At 56.8% G+C, this 15,183-nt stretch carries 13 protein-coding genes and 1 riboswitch; of the genes, 6 read left to right on the plus strand and 7 right to left on the minus strand.

Annotated elements, in window-relative coordinates; all coding sequences use genetic code 11:
• Positions 1-54: 54 nt before the first annotated feature.
• A complete protein-coding gene (gene ribB / locus AC6I8B_RS16440; RefSeq protein WP_157353699.1) occupies positions 55-711 on the minus strand; it encodes a 3,4-dihydroxy-2-butanone-4-phosphate synthase in 657 nt (218 codons plus the stop codon).
• A gap of 110 nt (positions 712-821) precedes the next feature.
• A riboswitch (FMN riboswitch) is annotated at positions 822-979 on the minus strand.
• Between the two features lie 171 nt (positions 980-1,150).
• Here ribB and ubiK point away from each other — a divergent pair.
• Positions 1,151-1,540, plus strand: a complete 390-nt coding sequence (gene ubiK, locus AC6I8B_RS16445; protein WP_010249045.1) for a ubiquinone biosynthesis accessory factor UbiK — start codon at positions 1,151-1,153, stop codon at positions 1,538-1,540.
• A gap of 39 nt (positions 1,541-1,579) precedes the next feature.
• Here the strand turns inward: ubiK and hldE are convergent, their stop codons facing one another.
• From hldE to AC6I8B_RS16460, 3 genes are all read right to left on the minus strand, one after another.
• Positions 1,580-3,004: a bifunctional D-glycero-beta-D-manno-heptose-7-phosphate kinase/D-glycero-beta-D-manno-heptose 1-phosphate adenylyltransferase HldE gene (gene hldE / locus AC6I8B_RS16450; RefSeq protein WP_010249049.1), complete on the minus strand. Its 1,425-nt coding sequence runs from the start codon at positions 3,002-3,004 to the stop codon at positions 1,580-1,582.
• A gap of 70 nt (positions 3,005-3,074) precedes the next feature.
• Positions 3,075-5,927 carry a bifunctional [glutamate--ammonia ligase]-adenylyl-L-tyrosine phosphorylase/[glutamate--ammonia-ligase] adenylyltransferase gene (glnE, locus tag AC6I8B_RS16455; protein WP_157353701.1) on the minus strand — a complete coding sequence of 951 codons (2,853 nt, stop codon included), beginning with the start codon at positions 5,925-5,927 and terminating at the stop codon, positions 3,075-3,077.
• 34 nt (positions 5,928-5,961) lie between these two features.
• Positions 5,962-7,272, minus strand: coding sequence for a CYTH domain-containing protein (locus AC6I8B_RS16460; protein ID WP_010671132.1), 1,311 nt, complete (start codon positions 7,270-7,272; stop codon positions 5,962-5,964).
• Positions 7,273-7,544: 272 nt separating this feature from the next.
• Between AC6I8B_RS16460 and AC6I8B_RS16465 the strand changes: the two genes are divergently transcribed.
• Complete coding sequence (locus tag AC6I8B_RS16465; RefSeq protein WP_010671133.1) at positions 7,545-8,165, plus strand: TIGR04211 family SH3 domain-containing protein; 621 nt, start codon at positions 7,545-7,547, stop codon at positions 8,163-8,165.
• Positions 8,166-8,323: 158 nt separating this feature from the next.
• Complete coding sequence (locus tag AC6I8B_RS16470; protein ID WP_331842802.1) at positions 8,324-9,556, plus strand: multifunctional CCA addition/repair protein; 1,233 nt, start codon at positions 8,324-8,326, stop codon at positions 9,554-9,556.
• 15 nt (positions 9,557-9,571) lie between these two features.
• Here the strand turns inward: AC6I8B_RS16470 and bacA are convergent, their stop codons facing one another.
• Both bacA and folB read right to left on the minus strand, forming a co-directional pair.
• Entirely contained in the window at positions 9,572-10,390 is an 819-nt protein-coding gene (gene bacA / locus AC6I8B_RS16475; RefSeq protein WP_010671134.1) for an undecaprenyl-diphosphate phosphatase, read from the minus strand.
• A gap of 191 nt (positions 10,391-10,581) precedes the next feature.
• On the minus strand, positions 10,582-10,941 hold the full coding sequence (gene folB / locus AC6I8B_RS16480) for a bifunctional dihydroneopterin aldolase/7,8-dihydroneopterin epimerase (protein ID WP_010249061.1): 360 nt from the start codon (positions 10,939-10,941) through the stop codon (positions 10,582-10,584).
• Positions 10,942-11,049: 108 nt separating this feature from the next.
• On the opposite strand from folB, the gene plsY reads away from it, so the two are divergent.
• Positions 11,050-11,655: a glycerol-3-phosphate 1-O-acyltransferase PlsY gene (gene plsY / locus AC6I8B_RS16485; RefSeq protein WP_010249063.1), complete on the plus strand. Its 606-nt coding sequence runs from the start codon at positions 11,050-11,052 to the stop codon at positions 11,653-11,655.
• Positions 11,656-11,684: 29 nt separating this feature from the next.
• Here plsY and tsaD read toward each other — a convergent pair whose 3' ends face one another.
• Entirely contained in the window at positions 11,685-12,698 is a 1,014-nt protein-coding gene (gene tsaD, locus AC6I8B_RS16490) for a tRNA (adenosine(37)-N6)-threonylcarbamoyltransferase complex transferase subunit TsaD (protein ID WP_010249066.1), read from the minus strand.
• A 278-nt stretch (positions 12,699-12,976) separates the two neighbouring features.
• On the opposite strand from tsaD, the gene rpsU reads away from it, so the two are divergent.
• Positions 12,977-13,192 (plus strand): 30S ribosomal protein S21, encoded by a 216-nt coding sequence (rpsU, locus tag AC6I8B_RS16495; RefSeq protein ID WP_001144069.1) that lies wholly within the window; start codon positions 12,977-12,979, stop codon positions 13,190-13,192.
• A gap of 118 nt (positions 13,193-13,310) precedes the next feature.
• On the plus strand, positions 13,311-15,056 hold the full coding sequence (gene dnaG, locus AC6I8B_RS16500; RefSeq protein WP_010699748.1) for a DNA primase: 1,746 nt from the start codon (positions 13,311-13,313) through the stop codon (positions 15,054-15,056).
• Positions 15,057-15,183 lie beyond the last annotated feature (127 nt).

The following is a 15,183-nucleotide window of genomic DNA, read 5'->3' on the forward strand; positions in this document are numbered from 1 at the left end:
GGCGTCAGGAAGAAAAACAGGCCCAAGAGGGGCCTGTTTATCGCGGCAGCCAGATTAGCTGGCGTGGCGTGTTTCGTGCGTGCGACGCCAGGCGATCAGATCTTCGATGGTCACCACCGGCATGTTGTGCTGACGGGCGAACGCAATCGCTTCTGGCGCATGGGCCATGGTGCCATCGTCGTTGGTCAGTTCGCACAGCACACCTGCGGGCTTAAAGCCGGCCAGGGTGACTAAATCAATAGTCGCTTCGGTATGCCCGCCACGGGTTAATACGCCGCCTTCGCTGGCACGCAGCGGGAAGACATGACCAGGGCGATGCAGATCGGTGGGTTTGGCATTGTCGGCAATGGCGGCGCGGATGGTGGTAATACGATCCTGCGCGGAGACGCCCGTGGTGACGCCTTCTGCGGCCTCAATGGTCACGGTGAAGCCAGTGCCGAAAGAGCTGGTGTTGTTTTCCACCATCATTGGCAGATCGAGCTGCTGGCGACGCGCTTCGGTCAGGCAAAGGCAGACGATGCCGCTGCCGTGACGGATAGTCAGTGCCATCTGTTCAACGGTCATGGTTTCTGCGGCGAAGATCATGTCGCCTTCGTTTTCGCGATTTTCATCGTCGAGTACCATCACACCGCGTCCCTCACGCAGGGCGGCGATAGCACGTTCTACACGCTGTTCAGGCGTGCCAAATTCAGAAAGTAGCGTCTGATTCATGGTAATAAAAACCTTAAAATGTATGGGTTACCAGAATCAGGGCGTGCTTAGGAGTGACGTCAAAAAGACGTGGCAATAACGTGAAGCAGACACAATTGTCCGACAGATGTCGTTACCCTCTCCCATCCGGACTGTAACCGTCGGCCCCGGAATTACACCGGATCTGCTGACCTTTACCTCTCTTTTCATCAAGATAAAGCGCTCGCGGGCTTTCAGCCGAAGCTGATTTACCGCCGGTGGGGAATTGCGCCCCGCCCTGAGAATAAGCACTTTAACTATAACGCCGATCGTTTGAGGCGGCAATCATCAATAGCGCAATTGCTTTTGCATTTCCTGCGTTACCGATTTGAGGTTTATCCTTTTCATTTCTGGCATTACACTTAACACTTATTACGTTGGTAAACACGCTGACACAGCTCCCCGTAACCAGGAAATCATCATGATCGACACGAAAAAAATTGAACAACTTGCCCGTCAGGTTCACGAAGCGATGCCTAAAGGTGTTCGTGAGTTTGGTGATGATGTCGAAAAGAAAATTCGTCAGGTTCTTCAGGCGCAGCTGACCCGGATGGATCTGGTCAACCGTGAGGAGTTTGATGTGCAGACGCAGGTATTACTGCGTACACGTGAGAAGCTGGCGGCGCTGGAGCAGCGTCTGGCGCAGCTGGAAAGTCAGGGGTCATCAGCCGGTACGCCGCCGACGGCAACCGCACCGGTAACGCCTGCTGCCGCGACCACACCATCAGCCGCCGTAGCGACCTCACCTGCAGCCTCGCCGTCACCGGTTGCGGACGTGGTGAAGCCTGTTGCGGACAACAAGCCAGAATAAGCCCTTAAGCGGGAGCCCGGCTCCCGCTTACGCTGCGCTTTAGCTGCCGCGGATGGTTTTGATAATGTTGGTAGTGGAGATACCATCTTCGAAGTTCAGCACCTGAACGTCGCCGCCATTTGCCCACACTTCTTTGCTGCCCGCGATATCTTCCGGCTTGTAATCTCCCCCTTTGACCAGCAAGTCAGGGAGAATGCCCGCAATCAGCCGCTGCGGCGTATCCTCTTCAAATACCACCACCCAGTCGACCGCTTCCAGCGCGCCCAGCACGATCATCCGGTTTTCCTGCGGATTCACCGGACGGCTTTCGCCTTTCAGACGTTTAGTTGACGCATCACTGTTCACCGCGACAATCAGTCGATCGCCGAGCTTGCGGGCATTTGCCAGGTAGGAGACATGACCGGCATGCAGAATGTCGAACACGCCGTTGGTCATTACCACTTTTTCGCCACGGCGGCGGGCCATCTCCACGGCGGCTTTTAACTGCGCTTCGGTCATGATGCCGAAACCCTGTTCCGGGCGGGCATGAATCGCATTTTCCAGCTCAACGGTGCTGACGGTGGACGTACCCAGTTTACCCACCACCACACCCGCAGCCGCGTTGGCCAGGAAACAAGCTTCTTCCAGCGAATCACCGGCCGCTAATGCCGCCGCCAGCACGCCAATCACCGTATCGCCCGCACCGGTCACGTCATAGACTTCCTGTGCCTGGGTGGGCAGATGCAGAGGCGCTTTGCCCGGCTGCAGCAGCGTCATGCCATTTTCTGAACGGGTCACCAGCAGCGCGGAGAGGTCAAAATCGGCGATCAGCTGGGTGCCGCGCGCCACAATTTCCTCTTCGTTTTTACATTTGCCGACCACGGCTTCAAACTCAGAGAGGTTCGGCGTCAGCAGCGTCGCGCCACGGTAGCGCGCAAAATCGGTGCCTTTCGGATCAATTAATACCGGTACGCCCGCTTCGCGCGCCAGAGTAATCATGGTCTGCACGCTGGAGAGCGCGCCTTTGGCGTAATCGGACAGCACCAGCGCACCCGCGGCAGCCAGTGAATCACGCATTTTCTGGTGAATCGGCTCCGGATCGACCTGATCAAAGCCCTCTTCAAAATCGAGGCGGATCAGCTGCTGATTACGGGAAAGCACGCGCAGTTTGGTAATGGTCGGATGGCTTTTGACCGCCACGAAGTCACAATGCACGTTGACGTCTTTCAGCGTGTTACTCAACACACGCGCCGCATCATCTTCGCCAGTCAGGCCAATCAGTCGCGACGCGGCACCGAGTGCTGCAATGTTCATCGCCACGTTTGCCGCGCCGCCAGGGCGCTCTTCAACCGTGTCCACTTTCACCACCGGAACCGGCGCTTCAGGGGAGATACGGCTGGTTGGGCCATACCAGTAACGATCCAACATTACATCGCCAACAACCAGCACTGAGGCTTGGCCGAACGCGGGCAGAGTCACTTTCATTCCAGACACTCCAGACTGCATTAAAAATAGTGCGCGGATGATAGCACAGTTGCGATTTGTGCTATCAGCATCACGCCAGGATAGACGCAGGCGTTATCAGCCAGCGCTGCCAGCTGCTCAGAACCGTCTGCCACTCCGCTGCATAGGCCTCTGGCTCAACGTGGCCGGGCTGTTCCTGCAGGGCGCGATGGTGCAATGCGTCGCGCAGCGTCACATAAGCCTGCGTCAGCGCCTGTGCTTCATCGGCGGGCATTTTATGGTACTTCGCCATCAGCTCGAAAATGCGCACATTGTCAGACCAGCGCGTCAGTTCAGGCTGCTCAGCGGCGTAGCGTAAGACAAGATATTGGGCGATGAATTCAATATCGGTGATGCCGCCCGCGTCGGCTTTAATATCCCAGCGACCTTTATGTTTGTTGCTGAGGTGAGCGCGCATCTTTTCACGCATCTCACGCACTTCCGTTTGCAGCGCTTCCGCGGCACGTGGCAGTGACAGAATCGCCTGACGAATTACGCTGAAACGTTCACCCAGTGCCGCCTCGCCAAAGACGACGCGTGCCCGGACCAGCGCCTGATGCTCCCAGGTCCAGGCTTCACTGCGCTGATACTCTTCAAAGGCCTCAAAGGTACTCACCAGCATGCCCGCCGCGCCCGAAGGACGCAGGCGCGCATCCACTTCGTAGAGAATGCCGGAGGAGGTGCGGGTGCTGAAAAGATGCATGATGCGCTGGGCGAGGCGCAGATAGAACTGACGGCCATCGATGCTGCGCTCCCCTTCTGTCACCGCGTCTGCCGGGCAGTCATGCAGGAACACCAAATCGAGGTCAGAACTGTAACCCAGCTCCCAGCCCCCCAGTTTGCCGTAGCCCAGTACGGCAAAACCGCGTTCATGTTCATTACTCAGATGCGAAGGACGGCCGTAACGCTGCACCATCATATTCCACGCCTGGCGCACCACAGATTCGATAATCGCTTCTGCCAGCCAGGTGAGATGATCGCTGACTTTCATCACCGGCAGCGTTCCGGCGATGTCGGCGGCAGCAATACGCAGATGCTGTGCCTGCTTAAACTGCCGCACCGCTTCCAGCTGCTGCTCTTCGTCCTCGGTAGGGATGCGCAGCAGATATTGTCGCAGCTCATCGCGATAGGCATCGGTGGCGGTTGGCTGATAGAGCGTGGCGGGATCGAGCAGTTCATCCAGCAATAAGGGATGACGCGCCAGCTGGCTGGCTACCATCGGTGAGGCGGCGCACAGGCGAATTAAGTGGCGCAGCGCACCGTGATATTCGGTCAGCAGCTCCAGATAGGTGCTGCGGGTCAATACGCCGATCAGCAGCGGCGTCAGGCGGCCGAGCGTCACCGCCGCATCTTCACGCGGGCAGACTTCGCTCAGCAGACGCGGCATCAGCTGGTCCAGCGCCTGACGGCCACGCGGGCCGATGGTGCGCCGGCTGATATCCTGACGAAACGCCTCCAGCGTCTGGTGCAGCGTAAGCCGCTGCTCGTCACTGAGCTGCGGCACCAGCGGCACCAGTTCGCTATCCTCCAGCTGGTCCTGCCACAGCACCTGAAACTCTGCCAGCTCACGCTGATCGCCAATCTCAGGGGTATCTTCGCCAATCAGCTCGTCGAAGATGGCGCGCACCGCCGCCATCTGGCCGTCGAGCCGGGTCATCAGAGCAGGCCAGTCGGCACAATCCATCGCCCACGCCAGCCGGGCGCGATGCAGTTCATCCTCTGGCAGGGTCTGGGTCTGCTCGTCGCCCAGGCTTTGCAGCAGATTCTCCAGCCGCCGCAGGAACAGGTAGGCAACACGCAACGCATCGACCTGTTCCGCGGGCAGCAGGGCCAGGGTCTTGATCGCCTCCAGCGTCGGCAGCAGTGAACGCAGCTGCAACGAGCGCTCACGCCCGCCGCGAATCAGCTGGAATACCTGCACGATAAATTCGGTTTCACGGATGCCGCCCGCGCCCAGTTTGATATTGTTCTTCAGCCCACGTCGCCGCACTTCGCGGCTGATCATCCCTTTCATGTTACGCAGCGACTGGATCACGCTGAAGTCGATGTAGCGGCGGTAAACGAATGGCCGCAGCATCTGCTGCAGCTCCAGGCTCCAGCGATCGTGGTCATCACCCATCAGCCGCGCCTTGACCATGGCGTAACGCTCCCAGTCGCGTCCCTGCTCCTGGTAATAATCTTCCAGCGCGGCAAAGCTCATCACCAGCGGGCCGCTGTCGCCAAACGGGCGCAGCCGCATATCCACCCGATAGACAAAGCCATCCATGGTGGGTTGGTCCAGCACTTTGATCAGCCGCTGTCCCATGCGGGTAAAGAACTGAGCGTTGTCGAGTTCACGCCGTCCGCCACGCGTTGTGCCGTTTTCCGGCCAGGCAAAGATCAGGTCAATATCAGAAGAAAAATTGAGTTCGCCGCCGCCCAGCTTGCCCATGCCAAGAATCAGCATCGGCTGCGCGTCGCCGTCCGCATTACAGGGCGTACCAAAATCACGACAGCAATCCTGATAAACCCAGTCACGCGCCCGGCTGATCAGCACTTCGGCTAATGCGCTGAGCTGTTGCAGGCTCTGTTCGGTTGTGGCGTGCTGCAGAGACTGCATCCAGGCGACGCGTACCAGCATACGGCGACGAAACAGCCGCAGTTCGCGCATCAGGCTCGCTTCACTGTCGATGCCGCTAAGCGCCTGATTGAGCCACGCAGAGTAGTGTTGCCACTCATCAGGCTGCGGCGGCTGGTCCAGCATCGCCTGCCACCAGTCGGGATGTTGTTGCAGGTTTTCCAGCACAAAATCGCTGAAAGCCAGTCCGGCAGCCTGCTCCGGGCTTAACGAAGCCAGCGGAACCCCAATCTGTCGGGCGGCCTCTTCGGCCTGGTCGCGTAGCAACGCGGGAAGTGCTGACAACATATACTCCCTCCTTGATGGCGTGACGGAATACCCGTTAGCGGCCAGCGCCGCTGGTGAGCCAGAACGGAGGCTGTTTCAGCGCCTGCATCGCCAGCCAGGCTAACCCGGACGTCTGTTTTTCATGAATTGCCGACAGCAGCTGTTGCCACGGGTCGAGCCAGCTGACGACCGCCTCAGACGGATAGAATCCCGCCAGCAGGTGGACGGTAAGCAATTGACGCGCCAGACGGGTAGCTTTGTCCTGATACTCGTTGGGTTGTTTTACCGTGATGAACGTTTCTCTCAGATCGGCGTTGACGCGGCTCAGCATAATGTCGCTGAAGCGTTTATAGGACCCCTGCAGCTTGGCTTCCCCTTTGGCATCGATCCACTGACGCCACTGGGATTCAGCCAGCCAGTGTGTCAGCGCCAGCTGCGTCTCAACCGAGAGGGAAGATAAGCAGAAAGTGGCAGCATCCTGCTCTTCATTCACCAGCGTCTCTTCCAGCGTGGTCAGCTGCTGACGCAGCGCACTGCTGGCTTTACGCGGTACCAGCGCACCAAACAGGCTGAACGCCTGACGCAGCAGATCCAGCGCTTCGCGCACCGCATCCTGGGCCGCCGCATTGCCGCGCAGCCAGACTTCCTCATGATATTGCCAGTGATGAAGTCCTGCCGACATCGCGGCCACCATGCCCTGCTCTACGGTGGCTTTGGCGCCCGCTTTCAGCAGCGGGAAAGGCTGTATCTGGCGCGGCGGATTACCCTGCGCCAGCTGATAGCCGCGGGCGGCTTTGCTCAGGCTGCCCATACGCAGACCGCCCAGCGCCACCAGTTGCTGTGCGAAGGCCAGCAGATCCTGGCGTTCGCCACGTTTCAGCTCCAGCTCGATCTCGCACAGCGGTTCGCTGAGATCACCTGCCGTGACCTCGCCCTGATCAAACGCCACTTCAATTTCACTGTTGCCTGTGGTGATCAGCCAGATTTCGCGCTGGAAATGGGTGGTGAACAGGGGCTGCAAGCGCGGCTGCAGCGCTGCGACATCGGTGCCCTGCGGCCAGATCTCTGCCGGCAGGCGTGCAATGTCCAGAACCGGTTCGCTGAGCTCAACGTTGTATTCCGGACGCTGATGCAGTCCGCCGAGCGTCTGCCCCGCCGCTTTCAGCGTCATTTCATAACGCTGGTCTACGCCGCGGATACGCAATCCCATATCCCAGCGCCGTAGCTGGTTGTCGTCGGTTTCAAAGTAGATGTTGGTCAGCTCGCGAGCAGCCTGATGCTGATGCGGCAGAGTGGAGAGCAGTTCAGCCAGTTTACCGGCCGCCTGTGGAGTTGCAATGAACTTTAGTTCGATTTCGATGGTCATAATTTTTTATTCACTACGCCGCTGGCACTTAAGAGGGTGTTTCCTGCATATTTCAGGCGATTATCAGCAGGTTACTCAAGCTGTCGCCTGGAGGGCAAGGGGTTATCAGGCGAAGATTAATGCACAGAAGCCGCGCTGTCTCTGCTTTCTTTGCTCTTTCGCAGACCTTTTCGCACTCTCATGAGACCAGGATAGTTCTCATTCAGATTTATGCGAGGCCTCTCCAGACTGTGCCGGTAAATTTTTAGTCAGACTAAGCCAAACGAAATCGAATGAAAAAAATTACTCTCGCTGGACTCACTTTGCTGGCCCTTAGCACCCTTGCACCTGCCCATGCCGAAGAAAAACGCTATGTTTCTGATGAACTTTCAACCTGGGTTCGCAGCGGACCGGGCGATCAGTTTCGCCTGCTCGGTAAGCTGAACGCCGGGGAAGAGGTGCAGCTGTTACAGACCAACAATGACACGCATTATGGCCAGATCCGTGATTCGGAAGGCCGTACCACCTGGATTCCCCTGTCGCAGCTCAGTGCTAATCCGAGCCTGCGCACCCGGGTGCCTCAGCTTGAGCAGCAGGTGAAAGATCTGACCGCCAAACTGGATAACATCGACAACAGCTGGAACCAGCGCACGGCTGAGATGCAGAACAAAGTCGCCAGCAGCGACGGCGTTATCAACGGGCTGAAAGGCGAGAATCAGAAGCTGAAAAATGAGCTGATCGTCGCGCAGAAGAAAGTCAGCGCCGCTAACGTTCAGCTGGATGATAAGCAGCGCACCATCATCATGCAGTGGTTTATGTATGGCGGCGGCGTGCTGGGCGTCGGCCTGCTGCTGGGCCTGTTACTGCCGCACATGCTGCCGCGCCGTAAGAAAAGCGATCGCTGGATGAACTGACACCATTTAGCCGGATTTGAGCAGGGGATCGCAGGATCCCCCTTTTGGCATGTCTGCAATCCGGGGAATCTGTGCAACAATAAAATGATATGCACCGCTGATTTCAGGCGCGGGACGCGCCCGGCGTGCAGGTCATTTCTTTTTCTCTGGAGTTTTGCGTGAAGACGTTTCTTGTTGGCGGTGCGGTGCGTGATGCGCTGCTGAATCTGCCGGTTACAGACAAAGATTGGGTGGTGACAGGTTCCACGCCCAAAGCCATGCTTGAGCAGGGCTATCACCAGGTCGGTCGCGATTTTCCCGTTTTCCTGCATCCCGTCAGTCGCGAAGAGTATGCGCTGGCACGTACCGAGCGGAAAAACGGGAAAGGCTACACCGGTTTTGTCACCTGGTCCGCGCCCGACGTGACGCTGGAGCAGGACTTACAGCGCCGCGATCTGACCATCAATGCGATTGCGCAGGATGAAAACGGTGAGCTGGTCGATCCTTATAATGGCCAGCGTGATATTGCCCTGCGCCTGCTGCGTCACGTCTCCGACGCCTTCAGTGAAGATCCGCTGCGGGTACTGCGCGTTGCGCGCTTTGCGGCGCGTTTTGCCCATCTCAACTTTCGTATTGCCCCCGAAACCCAGCTGCTGATGCAGCAGATGGCCGAAAGCGGCGAGCTGTCGAATCTCACTGCTGAGCGGGTGTGGAAAGAGACGGAAAAGGCGCTGAGTTCCCGTAATCCGCAGGTCTATTTTCAGGTCCTGCGCGACTGCGGTGCATTGCAGGTGCTGTTTCCTGAGCTGGATAATCTGTTTGGTATTCCTGCGCCGATTAAGTGGCACCCGGAGATCGACACCGGCGTCCATACGCTGATGACACTGGCGATGGCCGCCGCCCTCTCCAGTGAGATCGAGGTGCGCTTCGCCACGCTGTTCCATGACGTCGGCAAGGCGCTGACGCCGCCTGAGCTGTGGCCCAGCCACCACGGTCATGGCCTGGCGGGCGTTCCGCTGGTCGAGGCGCTGTGCCAGCGACTGCGGGTGCCAAACGCGATTCGCGATCTGGCGCTGATTGTGACCGAATTTCACGACGTGGTGCACACCATTGAACGGCAATCTGCCGCGTCGCTGGTAGCACTGTTTGACCGGATCGATGCCTGGCGTAAGCCACAGCGCGTTGAGCAGATGGCGCTGACCAGTGAAGCGGATGCGCGCGGGCGAGCCGGACTGGAGAGCATGCCTTATCCGCAGGGTGACTATCTGCGTCGTGCTTTTGCGCTGGCGCAGGCGGTGCCGACCAAAGCGGTGGTCGAAGCGGGATTTAAAGGTGCAGAAGTGCGGGAAGAGTTGACGCGACGACGGATTGACGCCGTCGCGCAGGGTCTGGCGATTACGCAGCCTGACTAGCAGGCTGCGTGGGCTTTACATGAAGACCATGTAAACCGCGGCTGCCACAATAAAGCGGTAGATCGCGAACGAGACAAATGAGATGCGTTTGATCAGCTGAAGGAAGGCTTTAATCGCAATCAGCGCCACGATAAACGCCGTGACAAAGCCCACCGCGAACATCGGGAAATCCGCCATCGTCAGGAAGCCGATGCTCTTGTACAAATCCAGTACGGTTGCACCCATCATCATTGGCACTGCCAGGATGAAGGAGAACTCCGACGCAGCATAGCGGCTCACGCCCATCAGCATGCCACCGGAGATGGTTGCACCGGAACGTGAGAAGCCCGGCCACAGCGCTAAGCACTGGAAACAGCCAATCATCAACGCCTGACGATAGGTAATATCATCGACGCCCACCGCTTTCGGCTGTTTCGGCTTAAGGTACTCAGCTGCCAGCAGCAGCACACCACCTACCACCAGGGCGTACATCACGTTGATTGGATTAAACAGCGTTTTGATCTGATCGTGCAGCACCAGACCCACGACCACCGCCGGTACCATACCCAGCAGGATATGGATCAGCGACAGACGGCCAGTGCCGACGCCTTCATGTTTGACTTCGCCAAAGTGGATGCCAATCAGGCCAAACAGACGGCGCCAGAACATCACTACCACAGCCAGAATCGATCCTAACTGGATCACAACTTCAAAGGTCTCGGCTTTTTCACCCTCAAAGCCCAGCAGGTGACCCACTATAATCATGTGCCCGGTGGAAGAGACCGGTAAAAATTCGGTCAGCCCTTCCACAACGCCCAGGATTGCAGCTACCCAAAGCTGATGAATATCTGCCATCAAATGTTTCCTCTATCCGTTTCAAAACCATTAAAAAGGCGGTAGCGCGTGGCTATCGCCTGAAATCATGCCGCTATCAGCCTGAATTAAACCTTAAGGTCTACACCATTTCGCCTGCTGTAACGAAACGGTACACGCTATGACAGACAGTAATTTGGTTTGGTTTCATTGTGATGGCAATCACATCGTATTTATTTAGGAATAGTCCCGCGCTCAATTCGCACGCCAACCTGTGCTGCCTGGGCTACAGCCCCCGGTTTGCTTACCTTTATGCGGACGCCAGGCGAATTGAAACGGTTCATCAACAGATCCGCGATTTCTTCAGCAACCCGTTCAACCAGCGCAAAACGACTGCCGGTAAGATGCGTCAGAATCGCCGAGGAGACATCCGCATAGCTGAGACAATCTTTCACATCGTCGCTGCTGGCCGCCAGACGGTTATCCCAGGCCATTTCGACATCGAGCACCAGCTTCTGCTGTATGCCCTGTTCCCAGTCGTAAACGCCAATAGTGGTGAAGACCGTGAGTTGTTCTATAAATACGATATCCATGATGAGAGTCTCTGTTTTTGGCTAAGCCGGATACCACTTCCGGCTGATTATGCGTATTATCCACGGTTAAAGAGATCAAAACGACCCTAAAGGGAACGGTACGGTGTTATGAGTGCTTTCGCGCTTGGTATGATTATTTTCGCGTATCTTTGCGGTTCGATTTCCAGTGCGATTCTGGTTTGCAAACTCGCTGGCCTGCCCGATCCGCGCACACACGGTTCCGGCAATCCGGGTGCCACCAACGTCCTGCGTCTGGGCGGTAAAACCGCAGCAGCCAGCGTATTAGTGTTTGATGTGCTGAAAGGGATGGTGCCGGTCTGGCTGGCCTATCTGATGCACGTGACTCCGCTCTATCTGGGCCTGACCGCCATCGCCGCCTGTCTGGGTCATATCTATCCGGTATTCTTTCACTTTCGCGGTGGCAAGGGTGTGGCGACGGCATTTGGCGCGATTGCGCCGATTGGCTGGGACTTAACCGGGCTGGTCACCGGCACCTGGCTGTTAACGGTCTTACTCAGCGGCTATTCCTCGCTGGGTGCCATCGTCAGCGCGCTGATCGCGCCTTTTTATGTCTGGTGGTTCAAACCGCAGTTCACCTTCCCGGTTTCTATGCTCTCCTGTCTGATCCTGCTGCGTCATCACGATAATATTCAGCGGCTGTGGCGGGGTCAGGAAGGCAAGATCTGGAAGCGCAAAAAGAAATCTCAGCCATAAAAAAAGCCGGCAAGCCGGCTTTTTTCACATCAGATGGCGGGCAGTTCCGCCAGCGGCCAGCGCGGTCGCACGCTGACGCTTAACTCTCCCCGCGTTCCGCCTTTTAACCGCACCATGCCCGCATACGCGATCATCGCACCGTTATCGGTACAGAACTCCGGGCGGGCGTAGAACACTTCACCGCCGCGCTTTTGCATCATGATCGCCATCTGCTCGCGCAGTGTGCGGTTAGCGCTGACGCCACCGGCAATCACCAGCCGCTTAAAGCCGGTCTGATCCAGCGCACGCTTACATTTGATCGACAGCGTATCTACCACCGCATCTTCAAAGGCGCGGGCGATGTCAGCACGGGTCTGAGCATCATCATCATTGGCGCGGATGGTATTGGCGGCAAAGGTTTTCAGGCCAGAGAAGCTGAAATCCAGGCCCGGACGATCGGTCATCGGACGCGGGAAGGTAAAACGTCCCGCCGTACCCTGCTGCGCCATCTTCGACAGCATTGGTCCGCCCGGATAATCCAGCCCAAGCAGCTTGGCCGTTTTGTCGAACGCTTCACCCGCCGCATCATCGATCGATTCACCCAGCAGCGCATATTCACCAATGCCGGTGACGCTAATCAGCTGCGTATGTCCGCCCGACACCAGGAGTGCAACAAACGGAAATTCCGGCGGATTCTCTTCCAGCATCGGCGCCAGCAGGTGGCCTTCCATATGGTGGACCGGCACGGCGGGGACTTTCCAGGCAAACGCCAGGGCGCGGCCAATGGTGGCACCAACCAGCAGCGCACCGACCAGTCCAGGGCCTGCTGTGTAAGCCACCGCGTCGATCTGCTGCGGCTCCAGACCGGCCTCTTTCAGCGCAGCCTGAATCAACGGCACGGTTTTCCGCACGTGATCACGTGAGGCCAGTTCCGGCACCACACCGCCATAATCGGCGTGCAGTTTTACCTGGCTGTAGAGTTGGTTAGCCAGTAATCCGGCCTCGTCATCATAGATTGCGATGCCGGTTTCATCGCACGACGTTTCAATACCCAGAATTCGCATTGCATCACCTCATTCTTGCGGCGCGCAGTTTATCACAGCAATTGGATGTGCAGCGCGGGCATCCACCGTAAAAAGTCATTTTCTGTCGGCTAAAGAGTGCGCTATACTCCCGCCCCTGGAAAAACCGGCAGCCGCACAGGCAAACGCTCCTGTTGGTTTCAAATTATCCATGGTGCTTTACAAACCAACTTGAGTTGGAGTAAAATGCTGCACCATTTTGAAATGTGCTGGCGCCGCAGTCAGCAGCAAAAACCGAATTTTATCGAGGTGAGAGTTACATGCCGGTAATTAAAGTACGTGAAAACGAGCCATTTGACGTAGCACTGCGTCGCTTCAAGCGTTCATGCGAGAAAGCAGGCGTTCTGGCTGAAGTTCGTCGTCGTGAGTTCTATGAAAAACCGACTACCGAACGTAAGCGCGCTAAAGCGTCAGCAGTTAAGCGTCACGCCAAGAAACTGGCTCGCGAAAACGCACGCCGCACTCGTCTGTACTAAGTCGTTCCGGAGGTCCGCCTCCACCGCGTGATTCACGCAGACAGAGTCAAGTAAAAGGCCGTGCTTTCCGAAAGGAAGCGCGGCTTGTTGCCGTTTATGAGCTGAAAATCTGGGGCGTATGGCTGGACGAATTCCACGCGTATTTATCAACGATTTACTTGCCCGCACGGATATCGTGGATCTTATCGATGCCCGCGTTAAGCTGAAAAAGCAGGGTAAGAATTTCCATGCGTGCTGTCCTTTCCATAATGAAAAAACGCCCTCTTTCACCGTAAACGGCGAAAAGCAGTTCTATCACTGTTTCGGCTGTGGTGCACACGGCAACGCTATCGACTTTTTAATGAACTTTGATCGTCTGGAGTTTGTGGAAAGTATTGAAGAGTTAGCCACTTCCCACGGTTTAGACGTGCCTTACGAAGCAGGCAGCGGGCCCAGCCAGATGGAACGCCATCAGCGCCAGAGCCTGTATCAGCTGATGGAGAACCTGAACGGTTTTTATCAGCAGGGTCTGCAGCAATCCAGTGCGCAGCCAGCACGCGACTATCTTGATCGTCGTGGTCTGAGCGCCGAAATCATCAATCACTTCGCCATAGGTTACGCGCCAGCCGGCTGGGATAACGTTCTCAAGCGTTTTGGTAAGCAATCGGAAGATCGCGAGTCATTGATGGAAGCGGGCATGCTGGTCAGCAATGACAAAGGCCGAACTTATGACCGGTTTCGCGACCGCGTCATGTTTCCGATTCGCGATAAGCGTGGACGCGTCATAGGTTTTGGCGGACGCGTGCTGGGTAACGATACGCCGAAGTATCTGAACTCGCCGGAAACACCTATTTTCCATAAAGGCCGCCAGCTCTATGGCCTTTATGAAGCCGTTAAGAACCATCCTGAACCCGCCCGCCTGTTAGTGGTTGAGGGATACATGGACGTGGTTGCGCTGGCGCAGTACGGGATAGATTATGCCGTCGCGTCATTAGGCACCTCCACCACTGCTGAACACATTCAGTTGCTGTTTCGCAGTACCGACACCGTGATCTGCTGTTACGACGGCGACAGGGCTGGTCGTGAAGCGGCATGGCGTGCACTTGAAACCGCATTGCCTTACATGAATGATGGTCGTCAGCTACGCTTTATGTTTTTACCCGATGGTGAAGACCCGGATACGCTGGTACGCAAAGAGGGTAAAGACGCCTTCGAAGCGAGGATGGAGCAGGCAATGCCGCTCTCTTCGTTTTTATTTGATAGCCTGCTGCCGCAGGTGGATCTGAGCTCACGCGACGGAAAAGCGCGCCTGAGCACGCTGGCTTTACCGCTGATTACGCAGATCCCTGGTGAGACCTTACGTATTTATATGCGTCAGGAACTGGGGAATAAACTGGGTATTCTTGACGACAATCAGCTTGAAAAGCTGATGCCAAAGCTGGCCGCAAGCGGAACGACGCCGGTAGCACCACCGCTGAAGCGTACCACTATGCGCGTGCTGATCGCGTTGCTGATTCAGAGTCCGCAGCTGGCCACCCTGGTGCCTTCGCTTGATGGGCTGTCTGAGTCAAAAATGCCGGGTTTACCGCTATTTATTGAATTAGTGGGCCGTTGTAATGAGAATCCTGGATTGACCACCGGTCAGCTACTAGAGTTATATCGCGGAACAAATTTTAGTCAGACGCTTGAAACACTGGCGATCTGGAACCACATGATAGTAGATGAGGAAGCCGAAGCGGTGTTTCAGGATTCGCTGGCCAGCATCTACGACTCTGCTCTTGAAGAGCGCCTGGAGTTTTTGATTGCGCGTGAACGCACCCAGGGACTGAGCGCCGATGAGCGCCGGGAACTCTGGACTCTCAGTCAGGCGTTTGCCAGAAAGTAACTGTTTTCAGCACGCTGCCCGTTCTGACAGATGAAAGGGCAGATTGCCTGTTTTAGTGCAGCGGACACCCGTTTCGCTACCGTGAACAGTCCGGGACCGAAATAGTCCGCAGTACCAGGTTTAAAGG

The organism is Pantoea sp. X-Soil-ISGK-285, from assembly GCF_059730815.1.